This window comes from Aureibacter tunicatorum (assembly GCF_036492635.1).
Taxonomy (GTDB): Bacteria; Bacteroidota; Bacteroidia; order Cytophagales; family Cyclobacteriaceae; genus Aureibacter; species Aureibacter tunicatorum.
In genome coordinates this window covers 2508098-2532661 of record NZ_AP025305.1, presented here as the reverse complement: position 1 = coordinate 2532661, position 24564 = coordinate 2508098, and the positions used below count along the sequence as shown (strand labels likewise).

General features: G+C 34.2%; 21 protein-coding genes. 7 read left to right on the top strand and 14 right to left on the bottom strand.

Features of this window, described 5'->3' with window-relative positions:
• Window positions 1-121: 121 nt before the first annotated feature.
• From AABK36_RS10895 to AABK36_RS10880, 4 genes are all read left to right on the top strand, one after another.
• A complete protein-coding gene (locus tag AABK36_RS10895) occupies window positions 122-3091 on the top strand; it encodes a M16 family metallopeptidase (protein ID WP_309939073.1) in 2970 nt (989 codons plus the stop codon).
• 375 nt (window positions 3092-3466) lie between these two features.
• Entirely contained in the window at window positions 3467-5062 is a 1596-nt protein-coding gene (gene pckA, locus AABK36_RS10890; protein WP_309939074.1) for a phosphoenolpyruvate carboxykinase (ATP), read from the top strand.
• A gap of 181 nt (window positions 5063-5243) precedes the next feature.
• Window positions 5244-6008 carry a tetratricopeptide repeat protein gene (locus tag AABK36_RS10885; protein ID WP_309939075.1) on the top strand — a complete coding sequence of 255 codons (765 nt, stop codon included), beginning with the start codon at window positions 5244-5246 and terminating at the stop codon, window positions 6006-6008.
• A gap of 18 nt (window positions 6009-6026) precedes the next feature.
• Window positions 6027-6719, top strand: a complete 693-nt coding sequence (locus AABK36_RS10880; RefSeq protein ID WP_309939076.1) for a hypothetical protein — start codon at window positions 6027-6029, stop codon at window positions 6717-6719.
• A gap of 38 nt (window positions 6720-6757) precedes the next feature.
• Here the strand turns inward: AABK36_RS10880 and AABK36_RS10875 are convergent, their stop codons facing one another.
• From AABK36_RS10875 to AABK36_RS10835, 9 genes are all read right to left on the bottom strand, one after another.
• Entirely contained in the window at window positions 6758-7510 is a 753-nt protein-coding gene (locus tag AABK36_RS10875) for an SIMPL domain-containing protein (protein ID WP_309939077.1), read from the bottom strand.
• Window positions 7507-8118: a tetratricopeptide repeat protein gene (locus tag AABK36_RS10870; RefSeq protein ID WP_309939078.1), complete on the bottom strand. Its 612-nt coding sequence runs from the start codon at window positions 8116-8118 to the stop codon at window positions 7507-7509. The genes AABK36_RS10875 and AABK36_RS10870 overlap by 4 nt, the downstream gene beginning before the upstream one ends.
• A 53-nt stretch (window positions 8119-8171) precedes the next feature.
• Window positions 8172-8987, bottom strand: coding sequence for a 2,3,4,5-tetrahydropyridine-2,6-dicarboxylate N-succinyltransferase (locus AABK36_RS10865; RefSeq protein ID WP_309939080.1), 816 nt, complete (start codon window positions 8985-8987; stop codon window positions 8172-8174).
• A gap of 113 nt (window positions 8988-9100) precedes the next feature.
• Complete coding sequence (locus AABK36_RS10860; protein WP_309939082.1) at window positions 9101-9745, bottom strand: NAD(P)H-dependent oxidoreductase; 645 nt, start codon at window positions 9743-9745, stop codon at window positions 9101-9103.
• A 63-nt stretch (window positions 9746-9808) separates the two neighbouring features.
• Complete coding sequence (locus AABK36_RS10855; protein ID WP_309939083.1) at window positions 9809-10471, bottom strand: hypothetical protein; 663 nt, start codon at window positions 10469-10471, stop codon at window positions 9809-9811.
• Between the two features lie 144 nt (window positions 10472-10615).
• A complete protein-coding gene (locus AABK36_RS10850; RefSeq protein ID WP_309939084.1) occupies window positions 10616-11518 on the bottom strand; it encodes a hypothetical protein in 903 nt (300 codons plus the stop codon).
• Between the two features lie 70 nt (window positions 11519-11588).
• Window positions 11589-15269 (bottom strand): ATP-binding protein, encoded by a 3681-nt coding sequence (locus AABK36_RS10845; RefSeq protein ID WP_309939085.1) that lies wholly within the window; start codon window positions 15267-15269, stop codon window positions 11589-11591.
• Window positions 15250-15822, bottom strand: a complete 573-nt coding sequence (locus AABK36_RS10840; protein ID WP_309939086.1) for a condensin complex protein MksE — start codon at window positions 15820-15822, stop codon at window positions 15250-15252. Before AABK36_RS10840 ends, AABK36_RS10845 begins: the two co-directional genes overlap by 20 nt.
• Window positions 15822-17033 carry a hypothetical protein gene (locus AABK36_RS10835; protein ID WP_309939087.1) on the bottom strand — a complete coding sequence of 404 codons (1212 nt, stop codon included), beginning with the start codon at window positions 17031-17033 and terminating at the stop codon, window positions 15822-15824. Before AABK36_RS10835 ends, AABK36_RS10840 begins: the two co-directional genes overlap by 1 nt.
• A gap of 218 nt (window positions 17034-17251) precedes the next feature.
• On the opposite strand from AABK36_RS10835, the gene AABK36_RS10830 reads away from it, so the two are divergent.
• The gene (locus tag AABK36_RS10830) at window positions 17252-18040 is read left to right on the top strand and encodes a fumarylacetoacetate hydrolase family protein (protein ID WP_309939088.1); all 789 of its coding nucleotides are present in this window, start codon (window positions 17252-17254) and stop codon (window positions 18038-18040) included.
• Between the two features lie 51 nt (window positions 18041-18091).
• Here the strand turns inward: AABK36_RS10830 and AABK36_RS10825 are convergent, their stop codons facing one another.
• The 3 genes from AABK36_RS10825 to metG all read right to left on the bottom strand — a co-directional run bounded on the left by AABK36_RS10825 (window position 18092) and on the right by metG (window position 21488).
• Window positions 18092-18589, bottom strand: a complete 498-nt coding sequence (locus tag AABK36_RS10825; RefSeq protein ID WP_309939089.1) for a DinB family protein — start codon at window positions 18587-18589, stop codon at window positions 18092-18094.
• A 101-nt stretch (window positions 18590-18690) separates the two neighbouring features.
• Entirely contained in the window at window positions 18691-19152 is a 462-nt protein-coding gene (locus AABK36_RS10820; protein ID WP_309939090.1) for a hypothetical protein, read from the bottom strand.
• 281 nt (window positions 19153-19433) lie between these two features.
• A complete protein-coding gene (gene metG / locus AABK36_RS10815) occupies window positions 19434-21488 on the bottom strand; it encodes a methionine--tRNA ligase (protein WP_309939091.1) in 2055 nt (684 codons plus the stop codon).
• Between the two features lie 221 nt (window positions 21489-21709).
• On the opposite strand from metG, the gene AABK36_RS10810 reads away from it, so the two are divergent.
• Complete coding sequence (locus AABK36_RS10810) at window positions 21710-22324, top strand: hypothetical protein (protein WP_309939092.1); 615 nt, start codon at window positions 21710-21712, stop codon at window positions 22322-22324.
• Window positions 22325-22400: 76 nt separating this feature from the next.
• Window positions 22401-23405, top strand: coding sequence for a tetratricopeptide repeat protein (locus AABK36_RS10805; RefSeq protein ID WP_309939093.1), 1005 nt, complete (start codon window positions 22401-22403; stop codon window positions 23403-23405).
• A 10-nt stretch (window positions 23406-23415) separates the two neighbouring features.
• Here the strand turns inward: AABK36_RS10805 and AABK36_RS10800 are convergent, their stop codons facing one another.
• Both AABK36_RS10800 and AABK36_RS10795 read right to left on the bottom strand, forming a co-directional pair.
• Complete coding sequence (locus AABK36_RS10800; protein WP_309939094.1) at window positions 23416-23982, bottom strand: hypothetical protein; 567 nt, start codon at window positions 23980-23982, stop codon at window positions 23416-23418.
• Between the two features lie 8 nt (window positions 23983-23990).
• Window positions 23991-24542, bottom strand: coding sequence for an acyl-CoA thioesterase (locus AABK36_RS10795; RefSeq protein ID WP_309939095.1), 552 nt, complete (start codon window positions 24540-24542; stop codon window positions 23991-23993).
• Window positions 24543-24564 lie beyond the last annotated feature (22 nt).

Genomic DNA, 24564 nt, shown 5'->3' with positions numbered 1-24564 from the left:
ATAGATTTATCTAAGCATAATTCTTGCTATAAACAATCCAAGGCAATAATTTAAGCAAAATATATAATTGTATGTGTTATTTCAAAGCACAAACTTTTATTAACCTAATAATTTTTATGACATGATATCTAAAAACCGAACAAAGTGGTGGAATTTTACCATACTTCTGCTCATTTTATGCTTTTATGGCTGCAAATCCAATTCTAATGAGACAGATAATGAATATAAGCACAATTTTAAAACTGTGGACAATGATCCTTATGGAGCATTGATATACAAGCTGGACAATGGATTGAAAGTTTACTTGTCAGTCAACAAAAAGGAGCCCAGAATTCAAACGTATATTGCTGTAAATACAGGGAGTAAACAGGATCCTTCCGATGCTACAGGCTTGGCTCATTACCTGGAGCATATGCTTTTCAAAGGCACATCAAAAATCGGGGCTTTGGATTGGAAAGATGAAAAGCCATATCTGGATAAAATAGAAAACTTGTATGAGGAAAGAAGGTCAACGACAGATAAACAAGAAAGAGCAAAGATATATGAAAGTATTGATAGCTTATCTTATATCGCTTCTGGATTTGTGGCAACGAATGAGTATGATAAGATAATTTCGGAGTTAGGAGCTTCTGGAACCAACGCTTATACTTCATTGGAGAGAACTGTGTATATTAATGAGATCCCTTCAAATGAATTGGACAAATGGCTTCAAGTTGAGTCGGAAAGATTCAAAGAGGTTGTGTTACGACTATTCCATACAGAGCTTGAAGCAGTGTATGAGGAGTTCAATCGTTCGCTGGATAATGATAATAGTCAAGCCTATTACACGGTTATGAAATCACTATTTAAAAATCACCCTTATGGAACTCAAACGACTATAGGAACTGCTGAGGATTTGAAGAACCCTTCGATGAAAAAAATCTATGAATACTTCGATCAATATTATGCGGCGAATAATATGGCGATCATTTTATCAGGAGATTTAGATCCTGACGCTACAGTAGACTTGATTGAAAAGTATTTTGGAGGCTATCCCGTAAAGGAAGTGCCCGAATTCACTTTTACTCCAGAGCAGCCGATGGTTAAACCAGTGGAGACAATATTGACAGGTCCAAGCTCATCATTTGTGGAAATCGGATATAGACTGCCTGGCTCTGATAGCGCTAGAGCTGCATTGAAACTTGAGTTGCTATCATATATGTTGTATAATGGACAGGCGGGCTTGCTTGATTTGAATGTTAACCAAAAGCAAAAAGTGCTGACATCATATGTCTTTCCTATGATAAATAAAGATTACTCAGTCTTTTTTATGTATGGCAAACCAAGAGATGGCCAAAGTTTGAAACAAGTTCAAGAGCTTATGCAAGAACAAATCGATAAGGTCAAAAAAGGCGAGTTTGAAGATTGGCTGATGGAAGCTTGTGTGAAAAATATCAAATTGGAAATCATGCAAAGCACTGAAAGCAACAGTTCCAGAGGAAACGCCTTTGTTGATGCATTTATCAAACAGCAAAATTGGGAGGATGTGGTAAGTCATATCAATGAGTTGGATAAGATAACCAAGAATGATATAATCGAATTTGCTAATAAATATTTTAACGAAAACTACGCTGTTGTTTACAAAGAACAAGGTGCGAATAAAAAAGAAAAATTTCAGAAACCAAAGATCACTCCTATCCAAGTTAACAGAGATGCTCAGTCAGCTTTTTTTGCTCATATAGATTCAATAAGTGCCGGTAGGTTGCAACCTGAGTTTTTAGATTATAAGAAATTAATCGCTGAAGCAAGTTTAGGGACTAATGGGGAGATTCCATTCAGTTACATTGAAAATAAAAGCAATGGATTGTTCAGCTTGAATTATATATTGGATATGGGAGCATATAATGACCCTGAGTTGGCTCTTGCAGTAACTTATCTTAGTTATCTGGGGACCGAAAAATATAGCGCCGCAGATTTGCAAAGAGAGTTCTTTAAGCTTGGCTTGTCTTTCGGAGTGAATTCATCAGACGAACGTGTATATGTTACTTTATCAGGTTTAGAAGAGTCTCTTGAACCGGGAATAAAGCTTTTTGAAGAAATTTTGGAGACTGTGGTTCCTGACCAACAGGCTTATGATAATCTAGTAAATGACATTTTGAAAGCTAGGTATGACCAGACTCTGGATAAAAGTCAAATATTGAGAGTTGGCTTAGCTCAGTTTGCGAAGTATGGAGAAGACTCTCCTGTGAAGTATCATATTCCAGAATCCAAACTGAAATCATTGAAACCAGAGCTGTTGATAGAAAAAATCAAATCATTAACATCTTATAAGCATAGAATATTCTATTATGGACAATTGCCGATGAATGCGGCCAAAAAGGCAATAGAGCAATATCATAAGGTTGACACAAATCTTAAATCTTATCCTGCCAAGAAAATGTTTGATGAAATGCCAACAGATAAGAACATGGTTTATTATGTTGACTATGACATGGCTCAGACAGAAATCCTTATGCTTAGCAGAGGCCAAGAGTTTGATGTGGAGCTTCTGGCTCCTTCTTCCCTATTCAATCAATATTTTGGAGCTGGGCTTTCTTCAGTTGTATTTCAAGAAATAAGAGAATCAAAAGCTTTAGCATATAGCACCTATAGTTATTATGCAAATGCTGCTGAAAAAGGAAAGCATAATTATGTCATTGCTTATATAGGAACTCAAGTTGATAAACTGCCTGAGGCTACAAGCGCAATGCTAAGCTTAATGAATGAAATGCCACAAGCCCAGATTCAATTTGATGCGGCAAAAACATCCGCTTTGAAGTCCATAGAGTCAAACCGAGTGGTTGGACCAGCTATTTTTTGGTCGTATGAGGCCGCTAAAAAACGTGGAATTGACTACGATATTAATGAAAAAATCTATACTGAGCTTAAAAATATTGACTTGAATCATATCAATCAGTTTTTTCAAAATAATATCAAGGGGAACAAATATGATTTTTTAGTTATCGGGCCTAAGGATAAAATGGACTTCGCCTCATTGCAAGAGCTCGGAACCTTCAAAGAGTTGTCTATTAAAGACATTTTTGGGTACGACAGCAAATCGTTAAAGCAATAGGATTTAGCTTGAAAATTCATAAAAAAGAGTCGCAAAAACATAGCGACTCTTTTTTTTTGAGCGTTAGCTGAAATAATAGACGCAAAACGCAACCTTTATATTTATAAATTTGCCAATTATTGGTCGAAAAATCACTTTATTTTTGCATTCCACATAATTTCCTATAAAATTTACGATTTATAATTAATAAAACAATCTTCATGGAATTAGTCTACTAAATTCCTATCATGATGCAGATCATGAAATATTGTTTTTTCTTGAACTAATTTTGTTTCAACGAAAATCAAGGAAATCTCACTTATTTTTTTCTTGCTAGTCGTTGGAGTTAGAGTCGATAACTCGTAATAAATTTTTCAATTTTAAAATACATTTAAAATGCAAGAGTTTGGTATCAAATCAGCTAATGGTTTCGAAGGTTTGGGGATAAAGCCTAAGTCAGTAAAATGGAACTTGGGTCCTGCAGAGTGCACAGAAGAAGTGCTTAAAAATGGAGAAGGAGTGTTAACCGACAGAGGCTCAGTAATGGTTGATACTGGTAAGTTCACTGGTCGTGCCCCTAAGAATAGGTTTGTCGTTGAGGATGATAAGACACGTGACACCGTGTGGTGGGGAAATATCAACCAGCCTGCAACTCCAGAGACATTTGACATTCTTCAAGACAGAATGGTCAAGTATCTAGAAGATAAAGATATTTACGTAAGAGACTGCTATGCTGGAGCGGATCCTAATTACAGACTAAACGTAAGAATATTCAATACAATCGCTTGGCAACATCAGTTTACATATAACATGTTCATCAGACCAAGCAAAGAAGAATTAGAAACATTCGAGTCGAATTTCACGATCATTTGTATTCCTGAGTTTGAAATCGATGATTATGAAGCGTTAGGATTGAATGCTAGAAACTTCGCTTTGTTGAACATGACAAAAAGAATGTTGATCATCGGCGGTACAGGTTATGCTGGAGAGATGAAAAAAGGTATCTTCTCTGTGCTTAACTACATCCTTCCTGAAGAAAGAGATACATTGTCAATGCACTGTTCTGCCAATGAAGGCAAAGATGGCGATGTTGCGATCTTCTTTGGATTGTCGGGTACTGGTAAGACTACTCTTTCTGCTGACCCTAATAGAGCGTTGATCGGTGATGACGAGCATGGATGGACTGAAAGCACTGTATTCAATTTCGAGGGCGGTTGCTATGCAAAATCAGTAGACTTGACAGAAGAAAAAGAGCCTGAAATTTGGAATGCAATCAAATTTGGCGCTATCGAGGAAAACACTAGATTCTTCGAAGGAACAAGAAAAATCGATTACGAAAACACTTCAGTTACTGAAAATATTCGTGTATCCTACCCTATTAATCATATCAGCAACGCTAAGTTGCCTTCAATAGGAAACGTTCCAAAAAATATTTTCTTCTTGACTTTTGACGCTTCTGGTACGCTTCCTGCGATTTCTAAGCTAAGCAAAGGACAAGCGATGTTCCACTTCATTTCTGGATACACTTCTAAAGTTGCCGGTACTGAAATGGGTATAACTGAGCCGGTTCCTACTTTCTCTGCTTGCTTTGGAGCGGCTTTCTTGCCTCTTCATCCAACTAAGTACGCTGAGATGCTAGGTAAGAAGATGGAAGAGAATGAAGTGAATGTATGGATGATCAACACTGGTTTGAACGGTACAGGAAGCAGAACTAAGCTTAAGTACACAAGAGCTATGATCACTGCGGCATTGGAAGGAAAGCTTGATAATGTTGAGTTCGAGCAACATCCTGAATTTGGGTTCCAATTCCCTACTGATTGCCCAGGAGTTCCTTCTGAGTTGTTGAATCCAAGAGATACTTGGACTGATGTGAACAAGTATCAAGACGAAGTAAACAAGTTAGCAGATAAATTCAATGCTAATTTTGAAAAATTCAAAGAATATGCTAATGAAGAGATTCTAGGTGGTGCTCCAAAAGCATTGCAATCATAAACTAGTGATTTCACTTGATCTAAGCCTTTCTCATATGAGAAAGGCTTTTTTTATTTATTACTTTTCTCATCCCTTGATTATATTTGCATGTTGGCGTTCGAGCTTTAGTTTTATTCGATTTGAATTTTCTTAAGCTGAAGGATTTGTAAAGCCATAAACGAAATATAAGATTGCTAGATTGATGACAGATATTGAGAAGATCAATAAAGGGAAGGAACTAATAAACAGTCAAAAGTTTGATAAGGCTATTGAGATTTTTGATGAAATGATTTCCAAAGATGGAGAGAATTATGATTGCATATATTTTCGCGCAGTTGCTTTGACAAAAGCATCAAAATTCGAAAAAGCTATTGAAGATTGGCAGACTCTCATTACGATAAAGCCAGAAAATGCTGATTTATATTGTGAACTTGGGATTGCTTATCATTTGTCTCAAAACAATACTGAAGCGTTAAAATACTTGAATCATGCTGTTAAAATTGATGATTCAAACCCTTATCGCTTTTCTTCCAGAGCTTTCATTAAAGAGAGAATGAAAGATTATAAGGGTGCATTGCATGATTATGAAAAAGCCCTGCAAATAGATCCAAATGATGCGATTTCATTAAATAATAAGGGCCTGATAGAAGAAAAATTAGGCCGAATTGAGCAGTCAAAAATGAGTTTTGCTAAGGCGGATAAGATTGATAAGCCCATCAAAAAAGAAAATATTTTAGAAAAAAATAAGAATAAAAAATCCCATAAACTCCAAAAACCAACTCAAAAAGTCAACCTTAGTAAAAAGGAGGATAAGCAAGATATTTTAGATCAAATCGTTATAAATGAAACTCCTAAAGAGAAACCAAAAATGACGTTTGCTCATTATCTTGGAACAGTTAAAAGTTTGTTGGGAGACTCCAAAACACGTGAAGAATTCGTTGATTTTATTAAAAATATTTTCAAATAATCCGTTATCAGCTTAAGCATGGGAAAATCGATTGGAATTATTTCGTTTATTTTTTTTGCATTATTCTTTTTTGTAAATCCTGTGAAGGCACAGATTGAAGAGGAAGTTCAGATTGACAAAGAGGTGTTGATTTATTTTAGAGACGCTAAGGTCGAAATGTCCAATGGAAATTATGAACAAGCTAATTATTTATTTAGAAAAGCTTTAGCCACTCGAAAAGTAATTCCCGGAGATTTATGTTACTTTTTTGCGGAAACATTATATATGCTTAAACAGTATCAAAATGCTTCGAATTTAATTGAAAAGTACTTTACCTTGACATCCACTAATGGAGACTATTATGATCAGGCCTTGGAGTTAGCAGAATTAATAGATCGAAAAGTCAATATAAACAGGCGCTGTTCAAAATGCGATTTTTACGGATATAAATATACAGAATGCATTCACTGTGATGAAGATGGCAAAATTAATTCAACGTGCTATTATTGTAGAGGCACAGGCTTGAGGTATTGTTCACCTTGTTCTGGAGAAGGAATAATTATAACTACTGGGCCATTAGGAAGCAGTTTGTACCAAAAATGTGGAGTTTGCGAATCTAAAGGGTATGTAGAGTGTTCTTTGTGTCATGGTGAGAAAAATATTGACACGGATTGTTCTGTATGCTTAGGTTCAAGAAAAATAAGAACACTGGAGATTTGCACACATGATTAGAAAAGCCACTATAAAGTGGCTTTCATTGTTAGGATTGTTTATTTTATCGACCAAATGATAGTGATCTCGTCACGATGCTTGATGTCGGAAGCATTAATGTCAAAGTCCAAAGACGGGGCAGCTCCTTCGCTCATGACCATTGCATTAGCTCTTGATTTATAGCTTGGATAAACAGGTTGCAAATTAAGTTCTCCATATCTAATGTCTATTATTCTATCAAGCTCCACTCCACTTGCATTAGCTATCAATTCCGCTTTTTGTTTAGCATCACTAACTGCATTTTTGATGATTTCGTTTTTAGCTTTCTCTTTTTCTTGTTCATTTAAATCAAAACCTAAATAAAAACCAGCGTCGGTTAAACTACCTGCTATGGCATTGAAAGCTTTATTGATCTCATCGTTATTATTGTCTATTCTAATACTAACTTTGTGCGAGGCTTTAAAACCGATAAATTCTGATTTGCCCAGTTGAGAATTGTACTTCATGTCCCTGTTTATGCTGAAGCCAGAGGTTTTGATGCTTTTTGAAGAAAAACCAGCTTTTTTCAGCGTGCTTTTGATGTTTTCGGATTTCTTATCCAAAGATTCGATACATGCTTGATAATCTTTGTTTTCAGCAATGATATCAATGCTTAATACAGCTATGCTCGGAGCAATTGATACTGTTCCTATTCCTTTTACTACCAATGTCCCTTCAGGGTGTGACGATTTATGAGACTGAGCAAAAGACAAGGTTGTCATGAAAATTGCTATGAAGGAAATTGTCGCAATTTTTAAAAAAGATTTTTTCATGGTTGTATATTTAATTGGTCAATTTGTCTGTATCCTAATGTGTAAGCCGCAAGGCTGTCTTTGTTCGCTAAAGTTTCGTCATTTAGCGCTGAAAAAATTTTATACCTCAAATAGTAAAGTTTTGGATTTAATTTATTTCTTTTAATTGATCTGTTGATATCTTTCAAGGCCAATTTATAATCTTTAAGGTTATAAGCATTTACTGAATGCAAATAGTAAATTAATGCGGATTGACAACCGCTTAAAGCAAAACGTTTATTTGAAATGGAATTTAGGTAATTTTCAGATATATTGTATTGATTTAAATTTGAAAAATACTCGCCTAATGCAATATTGGCATGTATATCTTCTCTGTCGATTTCCAGTATTTTCTTGTAAGTTTGAATTGACTTGTTAGCTTCACCCAACTTCATCTGAGCATCGGCCATTCGATTTAAAGCATACAGGTTTCCTGGATCATATTGAAGCGTTTTTTCATATTGCTCAATTGCCGACTTGTAGTCTCCTTGCGCAAAATAACTGTTTCCTAAATCAGTTTCTTTTGAACTGTCGCAAGATATCAAAATAAAAAGAAATAAAAACCTCCAAAGAATATCCAACCGCTTCATGACATGTAAACGGAATTAATTCCCTGGAGGTTTTCGAATATTTTATCAGAATTTTATACTGAAACGTTATTTTCTCTTAACGCATCATTTAAACTCGTCTTTTTGTCTGTGCTTTCTTTACGCTGGCCGATAATCAAAGCCGCAGGAACCTGAAATTCACCAGCTGGGAATTTTTTAGTAATAGTACCAGGTATTACTACTGATCTAGGTGGCACATATCCTCTGTACTCAATAGGCTCTTCTCCTGTAACATCAATGATTTTCGTGCTACCAGTCAATGTGACATTAGCGCCTAATACAGCTTCTTTGCCAACTCTTACACCTTCCACAAGAATACATCTTGAGCCGATAAACGCTCCGTCCTCAATAATTACTGGCGCCGCTTGAAGAGGTTCTAGCACTCCACCTACTCCTACTCCACCACTTAAGTGAACATCTTTACCTACTTGCGCGCAACTACCAACTGTAGCCCAAGTATCCACCATGGTTCCAGCGTCTACATACGCTCCGATATTTACATACGAAGGCATCATAACTACACCAGAGCTTAAGTAAGCACCATATCTAGCTACAGCGTGAGGAACTACTCTTACACCAAGTTGATCGTAATTTCTCTTAAGTTCCATTTTATCATGAAACTCCAATGGACCAGCTTCAGTGATTTTCATTTTTTGTATTGGGAAATACAATACCACTGCTTTTTTTACCCATTCGTTCACTTGCCAGTCATCTCCTGCTGGTTCAGCAACTCTAATACGACCTTTATCTAAATGCTCTATTACTTCTCTGATAGTATCTTGAACAGACTGCTCTTTAAGAAGCTCTCTGTTTTCCCAAGCCTCTTCGATGATTCTCTTTAATTCCTCCATAGTCGATTGAACTGGAATAAAATATTATTTTGTAAATTATATGTTTGGGGACAAAATTAAAATAATATTTTATATATGCATACAAAAACAAAAAAATATGATGCGAAATGGTGTTAAATCCATTCAATTACATCTTCTTGATTTTTTCTTACTTTTTTAAGCGAAGCGTAAGGATCATCTTCAGCTCTATATCCTATAGGAACAATTAATTGAGATTTCAAACCTTTTTCCTTTAGGTTAAGTATATCGTCATACTTTTCCTTAATAAAGCCCTCCATAGGACACGAATCCACTTCTTCAATAGCACAAGTAGTTAGCAAATTTCCAAGCGCAATATAAAGTTGCTTGCTTAACCACGTTTCTTTTGATTCATCACTATGGTTATTGATTGTTCCTTTTATCATGTTGGAGTATCCTTCGAGTGAGTCTATTGATACGTTTCTAGCATCCGCCACCTCAGACATGAAACTTTCCACATGTTCATGACCATAATTGTCAACAGTACACATTACGATCAAATGCGAAGCTTCTAGTACTTGTCTTTGATTAAATGCTGGTTCTACAAGTTGTTCTCGAATTTCCTTATTCTCAATAATTAAAAATTTCCAACCTTGAAGCCCATATGCTGAAGGAGTTAATCTTAAAGACTCAATAAGCACTTCAAGTTTTTCTTCGGTTAATTTTTTATCGCTGAATTTTTTTACAGCGTATCTCCATTTCAAGCTTTCAATGATTTTATTATTCAGGGTGATTTCCATAATTAGTAGATTTGATTTTGCAGTATGTTCTGCAACGAACAAATTTACAAATAGTTTCGGAATTTACTCCAAATTAAAATTGGGTTCGTTTATTAATTCCTTAGACCATCCTATTCCAATAACAAACCAATTTTTACTTTCACTTTTTTCTAGCACATCACCTTGATAAGACGCTAGTTCAATTTCTGGGTTTGAAATCTGATAAAAAATATGAGATCCTTTGTAAAGTAGATAGTGAGATTCTCCTTTTTGATAATGTTTAGGATTCTTTCTTTTGGTGATTACTGTTTTGACAGGAGCGCCAATATTAACTTTGTAAATATCGCTTGCTTTTGAAACATAGCTTAGAACCAATTCTACTTTTTCGCTATTTTTTGGAGTCATTTTAAAGTAGCTATGTTCCATCTTATCATCAACGATATCAAAATATCTAAATGCTGGTGAATCTTCTTGCGCTATATTTTCTATAATAGTTGTGCCTTTAAAATGATCCATTAATGATTTTTCATCAATATTTGGATTTGAGTTTAATTCTAATCCAGCTAAACCTGCCTCCGTGAAAAAATAGGGATTTTTAATTTTTTTGGATTTAGATATTTTAGCGAAAATTTCTGATGAATCGACCTTTTCAGTATTGTAATGACTAATTAATATGAATGTTGCATTTACGCAAATGAAAAATAGAATAAAAAATAGTGTTGATTTTGTTTTATATCCTTCCCTCATACCTTTCAAGTTTAAATAACCTAATTCTAAGCAATGCGATTATCACAATTACGTCTTCAACACTTCAATGAGACTTCTTGTTCGTTCATATAAAAAAAGCTGGCTTCATAGCCAGCTTTTTGTTTTATAAATTACTTTTTAAATTTATTTATTGCAATTGTATGCGTAGTCTGATGTTAGATCAGGAACTTTCACGCTTTCTCCTGCCGATTCAATGATTACAATATTTTGAATTTTTTCAGGAAAATCATTTTCATTATAAGTGATATTGTATTCAAAGTTATTAGATGAAGTTTGGCCATCAGCTTTGTTTGTGACCGTTCTTTTGGATGAGATTATGTTGTTTTTATTCAACACACCAATAAATGCTGTGAATGAAAGATTTACGTCTGGATGGAATTTATCATCAAAGCTGTATTCAACTACTAATTTTCCTGTTGCATCTTCAAGGGTTTCTTTCTTTACATTCATGCTTTCATCATATTCATAATTTACTGTTTGTAGTAATTCTTCAGTGAAATTATTGATTGAAGTGATCTTAATGACATTTCCATCACTATCTCTATCCAAATTTTCAACATATACAAGTACCTCAACAATTTCATCATCTTCTGATGTTCTACTTTGAGAGAAAGCTTTTAACCTTGAGACTGTTTGATCATCTTCAGAAGGTTCTTCTAAAGCGCTTTTAGGAACATAATAATAGTACTCTGTTTTTGTGTGAACATCGTTTGAATAAATAAAAGCTTCCCGGCTAGTTAAAACGACACCAGAGAAAATTTTCTTCTCAACTAATCTATCTCCGTCGTAAATGAATTTTACTAAAGCTGGATAATTTCCTGGAATAGAATTGCTGGTTTGCTGAAGCTTTCCATCCTCGTATATATAGTCGACAACAGAGCCATCTGAGGAAGAAACAGAAACTGGAATGCATGTAGACAATGATGAAGCCTCGCCTTGATTTAGCTCATCTTCATCCTTGTTACAGGAAAATAATGACAATGTTGCCACTGCCAACAGACATAAATTAACATAAAATCTCTTCATTACTCTAAATTTATTTGATACATTTTTTAGAATAACAAAGAGATTTATTTATTGTTGAATTTTTTAACGATTAAATTGACTCACCTATCAATTCAACTATCATTATTTGATCATTTTCACGATGCAGTTTATACACATGTTGATAAATTAATGGATCATTTTCATTTGGCGACCCAAAAATTAATTTAATATTTTTATTGTTTGTGAATTCAATTAATTCTCTCAAATACCTGTCAGATAGCTTGCCAACTTCATCGATCATACAATGCAATTGGTAGTTGTCATTTGTCTTGAAAGCGTTTAATTTGAATACATTTAATAAAGTTATATAGATCATTGATTTGACCAAGACATCAGTGCCTTCAGAGCCTACGTTGGATAATTTCTCCACCCATCCAGTATTATTGTTGTTCTCAGCGACTTTGAACCAAATGTCAAAAGTGTCTTCCAGTGAAATGACAAACTTGCCTTCTTTGTCAATCGCGTTTTTAAGTTCTGAGAGAAGCTTTACGGATTTTTGATTGATCTTATTGTTGTCGTTCTCTTTAAAGAAATCAAATTGATTGCCTATGTTATGTTGCTCAGTGAATGATTTGATTTTTTTCAATACACTAACAACGCCGATATCTTTTGGACGATAATCAAGCTCAATTGACTTGACAACACCTACAAAGTTCGTTTGAGTGAAATCGCTATTGATTTGAGAAATGGTCTCCTCCAATTCGGTGCTTTTGGATGAAAAATCCTTTATTTCCAAAGCTATGTCATTGATTAATTCACCATGCAATTGTTCGATTTGACTTCTTGCTGTCTCAATGGACTTGCTTTCAACAAAAGGCTTTAATTTGTTCTCGACAAACCTGAAAAAATCCAGATCCGACTCCATTTGTCTTGACGATGAAAAATTCAGGAAGTTATTTGGAGAAAACAACCCAGTGAATTTATTCATTCGCTTTTGAAGAGTAGATAAATTCAAATTATAATGGCTATAATCAGAGTTTAAAGAGTTAATCAGGGCCTTTACATTGATATTTGAATTTTCATTAATAGCTTTGGGAGTGTCTATTCTGCTCTTAAACTTATGGTATGGACTATGAGACAAATTTCTAAAAGTATCAATATCTTCTTTCAAGACATTTTCAAGATCAATTTTTTCCGTATGCCATTGATATTGATTTTCCTTCAACTGATCAATAGAAGATAAGTATTCAGAATTTACAGATGCGAAAGACTTTTTCTCCTTATCTAATTCTTGTATGATAAAATCATACTTTTCTTCAATCTCATCCCCTTTTGATAAAATCCTATCTTGGTCATAAAGATATTGTTCGACCAGTTTTTCTTCTTTTCCTTCAATCTGACTTAGCAGGCTGTTCAATTGGCTAAGTCGATTTTCTTTCTCCCTTATCAGAGAAGGGTCGATGCCTGACTTCTTCAGCGATGAGGATTTAAGCTCTTCTAACTTTAGAAAATCAGCATTAAATTGTTTTTTGTATTCTTCAAAGTTTTGATTAACTGGAAGAAGAGAAGTTTCTTTCTCGGATTTAACAATTTGCTCTATTTTTGTATTCTCATCTCTTATAAGGTCTTTTTTTACAGAAAACTCTAAGAGTTTTCTGTTTTTATTTGACGTGACTAAGTTAAATTTTTCATTTAAATAGTTTAATTTAGAGTTGTTCTCATCAGCTTTTTGATTTCTGATTTCTAGAAACTTAGCGGATGTTTCTTCATGTTCAAGTTCACATTCCTTTAATTCAAATTCAAGCTGAGTAAATTTATACTCAAATTGATCTAATTCAGACTTCAACTTTTTAGATTCAGCTTCAAATTCTCTTTTTATTTCATCATTTTTTGTTTCTTTCTCCTCTTGAAGCCTTGAGAAATCCCTTTTAGAGCTTGATATTTTTGTTTGAATTTTTTCTTGATTATGCAATAAGTCTTTGTAGCTGTTTTTGGCTGTAGCTAATTTGCTTAAGTCAAACTTGTATCCAAATATTGTTTCACTTGAGTCTCTGGATTTGTCTATGATGATATTAGGCTGATAAAGCAATTCATCCTTGATAACCTTGCCAATATTTTCAGTCCAATTGGCATCATTATTTTGAAGATATTCCAATAGTGATCCATCAAACTGATTTAGTTTTTTATCACATTCTTGAAGCCTTTCATTATTAAGGTTGATCTCATTCTGTAAAGATTTTAGCTTGTATACAAATTCGTTTTCATGAGATTTTAATTTCAATTCCAACTTTTCCTTGAGCAGGCTCAAATCTTTCTTAATATTTTTGATCAAGCTTTCTAGATCTTGCGACTGATTTTTTAGAGTGAGCAATTGTTGCTTTAAGTTCCTTTCTTTTATGCTCAGTGGGTGTGATTTCAGTCCATCCTTAGCATGATACTCAACTTCAACAATCTCTTCTTTTAATAAAACCAACTCTTCATCAAGTTCTTTTATTTCCTCTTGTATAGACAAGTGCTTTTGATCCAGTTCATCTCGAAATTTGTTCTTTTTTGCTTCTGCTATTTCCCTGTATTTGTCTTCTAATTCTTTTGTTTTGTTAAGAAATTCATTTTCAACTTTAGAAAAATTGGATTTAGCTTCTTCTATTTTAGTCTCAAAAAGCTTATTAGCATTTTTATGAGTGCCTTTGAAATCAGAAATATCCTTAGTTAGTTGTTCGATTTCTATTTTTAAAGAAGGTTTTTGGTCTACCCTTTTTATGACTTCAGATATATTAGAGCTAGCATAATGTTCTCTTAAACGTTTGATTTCATTCAAATCTCTCAACAGAACGGCCTTTTGACCATTAAGATCTTCTTTCCTTTGATCATGTATGGAAAGCTGTTCAGCTTGATTTTTCTCGATGTCGTTTATTTTGACTTTGTTTGTGTCAAGCTTTACTTCTAACTCTCCAAGTTTTTTTGATACGTTTTGAATCCCCAAGCCAAGCAAATTTGCATTTTCTTTCATGCTTTTGTCCAAGTCTTTAGAAGACTCGCTAAGCTTGATTATCTCATTGGCAAGTTCTTGGTTGTTTTCAAATGCCTCAAGATCTTTGTAATCGTTTCTAAACTTTGCCAATTGTCTTTCGATTGTGGTTAAATCGATTGGCTTGACATCTTCTTCATATACAGCTTCGATTATGGACTTTTTGATGTGTCTTGAGTCTAATTTTGACGTTCTGAAGATATTGGAAATCAGCTGGGGTATATTAGCATTATTACGCTTAAAAGCTCCGTCTTCGGACGGAAAAAGGCTGTATTGAAAATATTTTTTATTATTGCTGGAGCCATATATGATTTTTCGCAAATCCGCATAACGAACAAGTTCATCGGTATATGATACAAGTTGATTGTCCATATACTTCCAAAGTTCATCGTGAGAACGAGCAGTGTAATCTTCTTTGATATAGAGGTTTTTATCAAATTCAGAATTTACAAATCTAAACTGCAGTTTTCCGCCTTTTTTATATACAGCTATATGAAACTTAAAGTTTTCTTTGGCTATTTCATATAGAATATAAGAGTTCTCATGTTCGAAATAATAATTGGAAAAAGACTTTTGATCTTCCCTAATTCCAAGAGCTCTCTTGTCGGAAGTGGGATTATAAAAGAATAATATGGATCTCAATACGGTTGTTTTTCCAAAACCATTAGAACCTACAAAGTGAATATTTCCATCCAATGCAACTTCAGCATAAGGCACTGAAGCACTATTTATAAAAATTAATCTATTTAAGTGGCTTTTCATTTTCAATAACCTCAATATCAATTAATTGTACTAAATCTTGCAAATAAGTATATGAAGAAAGTACTTTATATTCTTTTTTTTCTTCATTTTCACATTCAAAAAAACCTCGATCAGTCATCATTTTCACAATCTTGAGCACTCTATCCAAGATGTTGTTTTCCTCTTTGATGATTGCTTTTAGCTGGTCTGAAAGGTTTGTGTCTACCTTGCACTTTTGCTCAAGCTCATTGACGCTAAATCGAAATCCTTCTGACATGGAAATATTGAAATCAGCAAAAAACGCCATGATATCTATGTAGTCGTAGAACTTGGCAAGTTTCTGTTCTAAGTTGTATCGGCTTTCTTGCCTTGAAAAATAATAATAACTGCTGTTTTGAGAAGGTTCCAATACAAACTTCAGAGGAGCGAAATATAATTGCACATCCTCGAAATTTTCATTTATGATTTGATATAATTTTCTTTGGCTTTTTGATGAACTATTTTCATTCACAAAATTACCTCTGCTCAAATATTCAAAAATTTGAGCTAAATATGGTTGTATATTCTCATTCATTACTTGCTGATTTTACGGGACTTAGGCTTGGGAAAAATGATGGCATACTTTAGATTTTCATGAACATCGTTATGTCCAGTGAATTTCATCTCATCCTCATAAAGCAATGCGATCTTGCAAAAGATCTTTACAATAGAGCTAAGCTCTAATTCTTTCGTGCTTTTTTCATTAAGTAGAAAAGTGAATAAATCATTTTTGCCTGACTGGAACTTATCTTTCAATGCTCCATAATTAATAACTTGCTCTTTTTCTTTGATATTCAACAATAAGTCTTTGTCTATGGCGGATGTAGCTTTGCTTCTGCTTTTTCGCTTATGCTCAACCTTTTCCGAAACTTTTAAGATCATATCGTACCCGTCATCAGTTGCCAGATAATCTAGTGATGGCAATGCTGGCATAATAAGCCTTGGCTCAAAGGGCAATGACTTGTCATCTTCAAAAAGATCGTTGACATTGGAATATGCTTCAAGCTCAAACTGATCCTTAAACTTTTTTACGACATGAATCTTCTTGTAAAAATTAGTTAGGAATTCAATCTTATTGAGGTAATCAATAATTTCTTGATGAAGCTCTCTTAGATTTGCTTTTGCTACTCTTAGGTAATCATACTTGAGCTCGATGATAATTTTTCTTAAAGCTAAATCTCTAAGATTTTCAAAGAAACCTTCCTCGTCGATCATTTGCTCTATTTCGTGTATAAGCAGTCGAAGCTTGGAAGCTCTTTGATTGTGAGCTAGGATTTTATGATGCTTTATATCAACATTTATTTCCGTCTTATAAACTCTTTGGACTTGTCTACTTAAGTCGATGACATTTCTTTTGACAACTCTTCCTAGAGCATTAATAGACCTTTTGAATTTATTAATGAGCCTCTCTTTTTCCAGAAAAGATTCTTCGATTTTGAATAGTCTTATATTCTGCCTGATGCTTGCGATTCTTTCATCTATTTCGAAATTGTCAATGTCTTCATTGATTTCAAGAAATTTTTCTACAAATAGATAAATTCTTTCATCAAGCATGATGACTTCGCCGGATTGGTGAAGAATATTTTTGGCAATTAGAGAATTAACAAATCGATCATCTCCTTCAGCCAGATCTCTAATTACTTCTATAGAGCTTTCCTTATGGACAAATAGGTAGTTAACGATTTCTCTTTCTCGCTTTCCTCCTAATTCTTTAAATAATTGCAATGCAGACTGATACGCCGACATATATTGGTGTTTGATTTATAAAACTCCTTCGCCTATTGTATAGAAAACGTTAGCGAATTCATTATTGCGAAAAATAATAATTGGATCAAGCATAATGAGCTTTTCTTTCCAATTTTGACCGTTAAAGGTACTAGAAATGATCCAATAATCCGAATAAAGAACATAGTTTGAATTGAGTTGGATTATGACTAATTTCAATTCGAAATAAAAGAAATATTATGAGAATCCTAAGAGTTAGAGATATAGAAGATCGAGTTTGTTATGCTTGTTTACAGGCAGATGGCAGTTTGCTGGAAATAATGAATAGTATTTATTCAGAAAAAAAAGAACTTGGTTCTCAAATAGAGCTTAAAGAAATACTAAGTCCACTGAAGCCTTCCAATATCATAGGCATAGGTTTGAATTATCGAAAACATGCTGAGGAATTAGGTTTGGCTTTCCCTAAATTTCCTGTAGTATTTTATAAGCAAAATAGCAGTATTCAGGATCCTAATTTGCCGATTAGATTGCCTAGTCAACTGAAAAGCGAGAAGGTTGACTATGAAGGCGAGTTAGCAATTGTGATCGGCAAGAAGTGTTTTAATGCGACACAAGAAAATGCACTGGATTATGTATTAGGCTATACTATTGCGAATGATGTTAGCGCTAGAGACTGGCAGATGGAATTTGGAGGGAGTCAATGGTGCAGAGGAAAGTCATTTGATACTTTCTGCCCTTTAGGTCCTGCTATAGTCACTAAAGATGTCATTTCTAATCCTGACAAGCTTAAACTTAGCACATTTTTGAATGACAATAAAGTTCAAGAATCTAATACTGAAGATATGATATTCAGCGTGCCCGAAATTATTGAATTTCTAAGTGCAGATACTACTCTTGAGCCAGGCACAGTTATTTTGACAGGAACTCCTGAAGGTGTAGGACAATCAACTGGACGTTTTTTGCAGGCTGGAGATCATATCAGTGTGGAAATTGAAAACATAGGAAGAATTGATAATCCAGTGCAATAGAACGTGAAAAATAAAAAGCGATTAAAGAAATAATCCTTAATCGCTTTTTAATTAATTATTGTAAACTATTGTAGATTGTGCGACTCCAAAGCTTGGTTCAAAAGCAACGTTTTTGAAATTCTGCTCTACTGCAATTCTGATAATTGCCATATGGTGTATTGCATGTTCAATGTTATACACAATTTCTCTTTCGACTGACGTTGCTATCTTTTTGTCATCAATCTTAGAAATAGGGTAACTAAACTCAAGTTCTATTTCTTTATCAGAACTCAATGATTGATAAAAATCAATAAGCTCTTTAATCTTTGTGGATGTCAATGCTCTGCTTGTTTCCAAGCCTTGATCATGAGATCTTTTATCGTAAGAAACGACACCGCTTTCAAGTCCATTTTTCAGTCCTATATAGAACTCTAGTATATGTCTTATATGCTTACCCACAGTTGCATTGTGAATGATGTTCAACGGGCTCGTGAATTCATCATCTTCCAACGATTCGCACAAACTTAATAATTGTTCGAACAACTCTATTGACACTTTATTAACTAGCATAAAATAAATCTGATTTAAAAAATTGCATCTCTGAGGATTATCCTCAAAAACCTTACCCTAATGGACGAAATTGTAATGATAACCTTACAATTAAAAAAATATTAGATCGTTTGATCTCGTATTTCATCAATTACATGTTCGTATTTGGCTTTGAAAGATGGATTGATTCTCAGTTGTCGTTTAATTCTATTATATAGTTCAACGCCTAATTCTTCTTGTATCAATGAGGTTTTAACTGCCTTTATTTGTTTTTTGATCTCTTCATATTTGAGCATGAGTGCGTTATATGCAGCTAGTTCTAATGGCTCAACATCAAGTTCAATAAGCTCTGAGGATAATAAATTTGAAGACTTTATTTCCAAAAATCTTTTACCAAAATTCATTAAAGAATCTTCTACTACGAGTTGGTTGAAATAATGGGCTTTTTCGGATTTTAAACGTGAAACAGAATCTTCCATCGCTGCGAATAGCTTCAAGTCTTGCTCAGAAATAGTCGCGTCTTGACTATATAATTTAATGCTGATTAGCGGAACCATTAAAATGGCAACAATATATTTTTTCATTTTTCCTTTTGTAACTATCAAATCGAAATTTAAGAAATTTTCAGCTTTTCTTCATTTAATTCAGCAAAGCAATTATATAAATAAGTTTTATTATAAAAAAGTTTAAATTAAAATACAGTCTACAAAGAGTATATATATGCTTCTTAGATCTAATTAAATAATGTACATTTATATGCGTATTAAATATTTCAACTCGATTTGTTTTTCGCACAGAATAAAAAAAGATCAACTAAATTTAGTTGATCTTTCAGGAGTATTGGATTTATATATTTTATTAAGCTTTAGCTTATTTGACTTCCATTAGCTACAGCATCTGATGGACTGACAAATGTTAAGGAACCGTCTTTATCCTCAGCCATTAATATCATTCCTTGAGATTCATGCCCCATCATTTTCCTAGGAGCCAAGTTGGCAAGCACAACAACTTGCTTTCCAATGACATCTTCAGGGGAGAAATATTGAGCAATTCCACTAAGTATAGTTCTCTTATCGATCCCTGTATCAACGGTTAATTTTAGCAATTTTTTCGATTTTTTGAGCTTTTCAGCTTCCAATATCTCCCCTACCCTAATGTCCATTTTCATGAAATCATCAAAAGTAGTTTCTTCTTTTTGAGGTTCTACCGTCTTCTGAGCCAACTCATTTGCTTTTTTTGTGTCTTCTAGCTTCTGGATTTGAGTATCAACAAATTTGTCATCCAGCTTCTCGAACAATAATTCAGCCTTGTTGATAGCATGCCCCTCATCCAATAATTCTATAGAACCAGCTTCGCTCCAATTAGCTTTGTTCATGTTAAGCATACTGCGTAGCTTATCAGCAGTGAATGGCAAGAATGGCTCGCATAGAATAGAAAGGTTGGCTGAAATCTGAAGGCTCAAATTCATAATGGTTTCAACACTTTCCTCATCTGTTTTAATCAATTTCCAAGGTTCAGTATCAGCCAAATATTTATTTCCGATTCTAGCCAATTCCATCATATATTGAAGAGCCTCTCTGAATCGATACAAATCAATTGACTTGCCTATTTTAGCAGGCAATTCTTTGATAGCGCTGATTACTTCATGATCGATTGGCTCCAGTTTATTAACTGAAGGAACTTTGCCATTATAATACTTATGAGTAAGAACCACCGAGCGGTTTACAAAATTTCCAAAGATAGCAACAAGCTCGCTGTTATTTCTTTGCTGGAAGTCTTTCCATGTGAAGTCATTGTCTTTGGTTTCCGGGGCATTAGCGCATAATGTATATCTAAGAACATCTTGCTTATTTGGCAGGTCTTCCAAGTATTCATGCAACCACACGGCCCAATTTCTTGATGTGGAAATTTTATTTCCTTCTAAGTTCAGGAACTCGTTAGCAGGAACATTATCCGGCAAGATATATCCACCATGCGCTTTAAGCATAGAAGGGAAAATAATACAGTGGAATACAATATTGTCTTTGCCTATGAAGTGCACTAATTTTGAGTCGTTGCTTTTCCAGTACGGTTCCCAATCTTTTCCTGCTTTTGTTGCCCAATCTTTAGTGGCGGATATATATCCTATCGGGGCATCGAACCATACATAAAGCACTTTCCCGTCCGCTCCTTCTACGGGAACTGGTACTCCCCAATCCAAATCTCTAGTTACAGCTCTAGGTTGAAGACCTTGATCCAACCATGATTTGCATTGTCCGTACACATTGGATTTCCAATCGTTTTTATGTTGCTCTAATATCCAATCCTTCAGCCAAGGCTCATATTGATCAAGTGGCAAATACCAGTGCTTTGTTTCTTTTAGCACAGGAGCAGCTCCGCTTAACGCTGACTTTGGATTGATTAATTCTGTAGCGCTTAACGAACTACCGCAAACTTCGCATTGATCCCCATAAGCACCTTCTGCTCCACATTTTGGACATGTGCCCGTAATATATCTGTCCGCTAGAAATTGCTTAGCTTCTTCGTCGTAATATTGCTCTGTAGTTTGCTCTATAAAATCACCATTTTCATGCATGTATTTGAAAAATTCAGAGGCAGTGTCATGGTGAGTCTTAGACGATGTGCGAGAATAGATATCAAAGCTAATACCAAATTGATCGAACGAATCTCTGATGATAGCATTGTATTTGTCAACTAATTGTTGTGGAGTTATCCCGTCTTTTTTCGCTCTGATAGTAATCGGGACTCCATGTTCATCAGAACCGCAAACAAAAGCAACATCTTCGCCCATAGAGCGCTTGTAACGAGCATAAATATCTGCGGGAACATACACACCTGCCAAATGTCCAATATGAACAGGTCCGTTCGTATACGGCAAAGCCGCGGTAATAGTATATCTTTTAATATTCTTTTCTGACATCAGTAGTAATTAATAGTGTTAAAAATCACAGACACAAATATATGTATTTTGCATTATTCATTACTTTCAACCAAGGTATTTTTAATTCACCTTTTGTCTTTAATACCAGTTGCTTTACGATTTGAAGCATTTCATCTACTATTTTCGCCAATTGATAGATTATTTTTCTCCTGAAAATAAAAATGTCGTAACTTTAGCATTATACAGTTTGAATTAAGGCTATGTTTCGAATCAATAATATCTCAATCAGCAATAAGACATTTTTTCTTACCATTATTGTGGCTCTGATTACATGCATGGCCGCGGTGTTTTTTTCGAGGGAAAGTGTTGTTAAAATAAAAGAAGAATATAAAAACACTCCCATCAGAACATTAAAAGCTGAATTGGATATCAAGCACTATATTAATACCAATATTGTCCCTTTCGTTATTAATTCTAAAAACGATATTGAATCCAGTCTTTCAGAAAAAGAGAAAGTGAAGCTTACTGCTATTCGATTGAAATACAAAGGGCTTCAATTGAAAAACAAATATGTGGGCTATGAGAGAACTTCAGCTGAATGGCAAAGTATAGAAAGAGATTTAGACGAAATCTATAAAAATCATCAGCCTTTGGTCGATGTGACAATTAGCGATTTGGAAGCAAAGATCAAAGTTTGGAGAAATGATATAGATAGATTGCATGGCCGCTCTCATACAAGCGCATCTAGGAAGATGATTCTTTCCAATCTAAGGTTTAGAGATTCTGTATTCACATTTAAGGAAATTCTAACTCCTCATATATTTTTATTATACGACCCCACTTCATTTAATGGAGATTTATTTATCGAAGGATAAAGTTTAATCTTAGTGTTCTTTTTTTATTTTTTAAGCTTAGCTTTGATGATAGATTGCTACTATTACAAAGGTTTGTATGAAAAAATATCTAATTGTACTACTATTCGGAGGAATGCTTTTTGGCTGCGAAGATGCCAATACTAAAAAAGAACGGTTCTTTTTAAAGGGAAATGTAAAACTTAACGAAGGACAGTTAAAAGACGCTATTAATTACTATGATGAGTCATTGGAAATTGATCCAAATTATGTTGACGCATTGAATAACCGTGGCATAGCTTTTTTGAAAGATCAAAAAGAATACAAAGCCATTGAAGATTTCACGTTGATTATCGATAACAATCCAGATAACAAGGATGCTTTATTTAACCGTGCGACTGCTTTTTTAGATGTCAAAGAGTATTACAGATGCTTAGCTGATATAAAGGTGCTTATAAGTTTGGGACATCATGAACCCAAAGTTTATATGACAGAGGGAATTGCTAATACAGAGTTGAAACGTTATGACGCTGCTATATCTAGTTTTGATAAAATCATCGTCAAAAACCCGAATGATGCTGAAGCTTTAACAAATCGAGGCACAGTATATTATTATCAAAATAAATACGAATTGGCAATTAAAGATCTGGACCAAGCGCGTAAAATAAATCCAGATGAAGCTAATATCTATAATGTTCTTTCTTTGATTTACGAGAAAAAGCAAGATTTCGAAAACGCTTTGGATGAAATTGACAAAGCTTTAGCATTGCAACCTCGAAATGCTTACTTTTTAAATAACAAGGGATTTCTATTATTGTCAATGAATAAGCCTGAACAAGCTGAAGAGTTTATTAATGAGAGTATTTCTGAAGATCCATTGAATGCTTGGGCTTATAGGAATAAAGGGATTTATTATTACCAAATAAAAAATTACGAAGAATCTATAAGACTGATTAATAAATCTTTAAAGATGGATAAAAATATTGTAGATGGAAGTAAATACCTTGGTTTGGCTTATTATGATAATGGAAATGTAGCCAAAGCTTGTGAAACATGGCAAAAAGGCAATAATCAACAATTGCTGGACAGTCTTTGCAATAAATAAAAAAAGAGGATTAAAGTTCCTCTTTTTCACTACTTAATTTTATCAATGTTGGACGTAGTTTTTCCCATAAAGGGCTATTAAAATCTTCAGGAGAAGCTAATGCAAAGATTTTTAAATTTTCATTACTAGCGTTCTGCTTTATTTGAACGTTAATGACGATCTCTTCGCAGTTTGTAAAGCAATCTCGAAATTTAATGCTCCACTTGTCGTCATTCAGTTTGATGACTTTAGAAAAGTATTGTTCCTGATTGTCTATTTTATCTTTTGCAACTGCATTAGCTAAACCAGAATAATATTTTTCCAGCAATGAAGTTAATTCTCTTTCTGACAGAATTTTGGAATGTTTAAGATTGAATGCGAAAAAGTAAGTAAAGTATTCGTCACTTTTCACATCAAACATACCGGAAGAAAATCTCAATTCTTCATAGCCTTCATACTCTATTTCGGAAGCAAAATCCAACGGAAAGTCAATTCTTTCAAATTTCCAATCCATAGGCTCATTCAATAGACTAGCGTTGTCTTGCGCTTGACCTGTAATTGTGAAAATCCACAATAAAGTAAATAGTAAGTATTTCATAAAGATACTTATAGGTCTAGTTGAACATTGAATGCTTCAAGCTCTTTCAAGTATTCTTCAGCCATGAAATTAATTCCTTGGGCTGCTTTAAAAGTTGTCTTGCGATTTTTCATTGAGGCAATGCGATTTGCTGATCTTAAGAACCTTCTTACATCGTCAGCTTTTTCGATAATCAAGCCAGGCACGGGACAAGATTTTCCATTTTCATCTTTAGCAACCATAGTGAAATATGATGAGTTGCAATGCTTCTTTTCCCCAGTTTGGATATTTTCAGATTCAACTCTGATCCCAACGACCATTGAGGTTCTGCCTACAAAGTTTACTTGCGCTTTTAAACTAACCAATTCTCCGACTTCGATAGGCGTGAGAAATTCGACTCTATCAACCGATGCTGTAACACAATATCTACCAGAGTGCTTGGATGCTGAGGCAAAAGCTACTTGGTCCATCATGGACAATAAGTGTCCTCCATGAATCTTCCCGCTAAAATTCGCATGCGAAGGCAACATCAACTGTGTGATCTCGATTTGCGAATCTTCTATCTTTCTAAACTTATTCATATATTAATTATTTTATTAAATT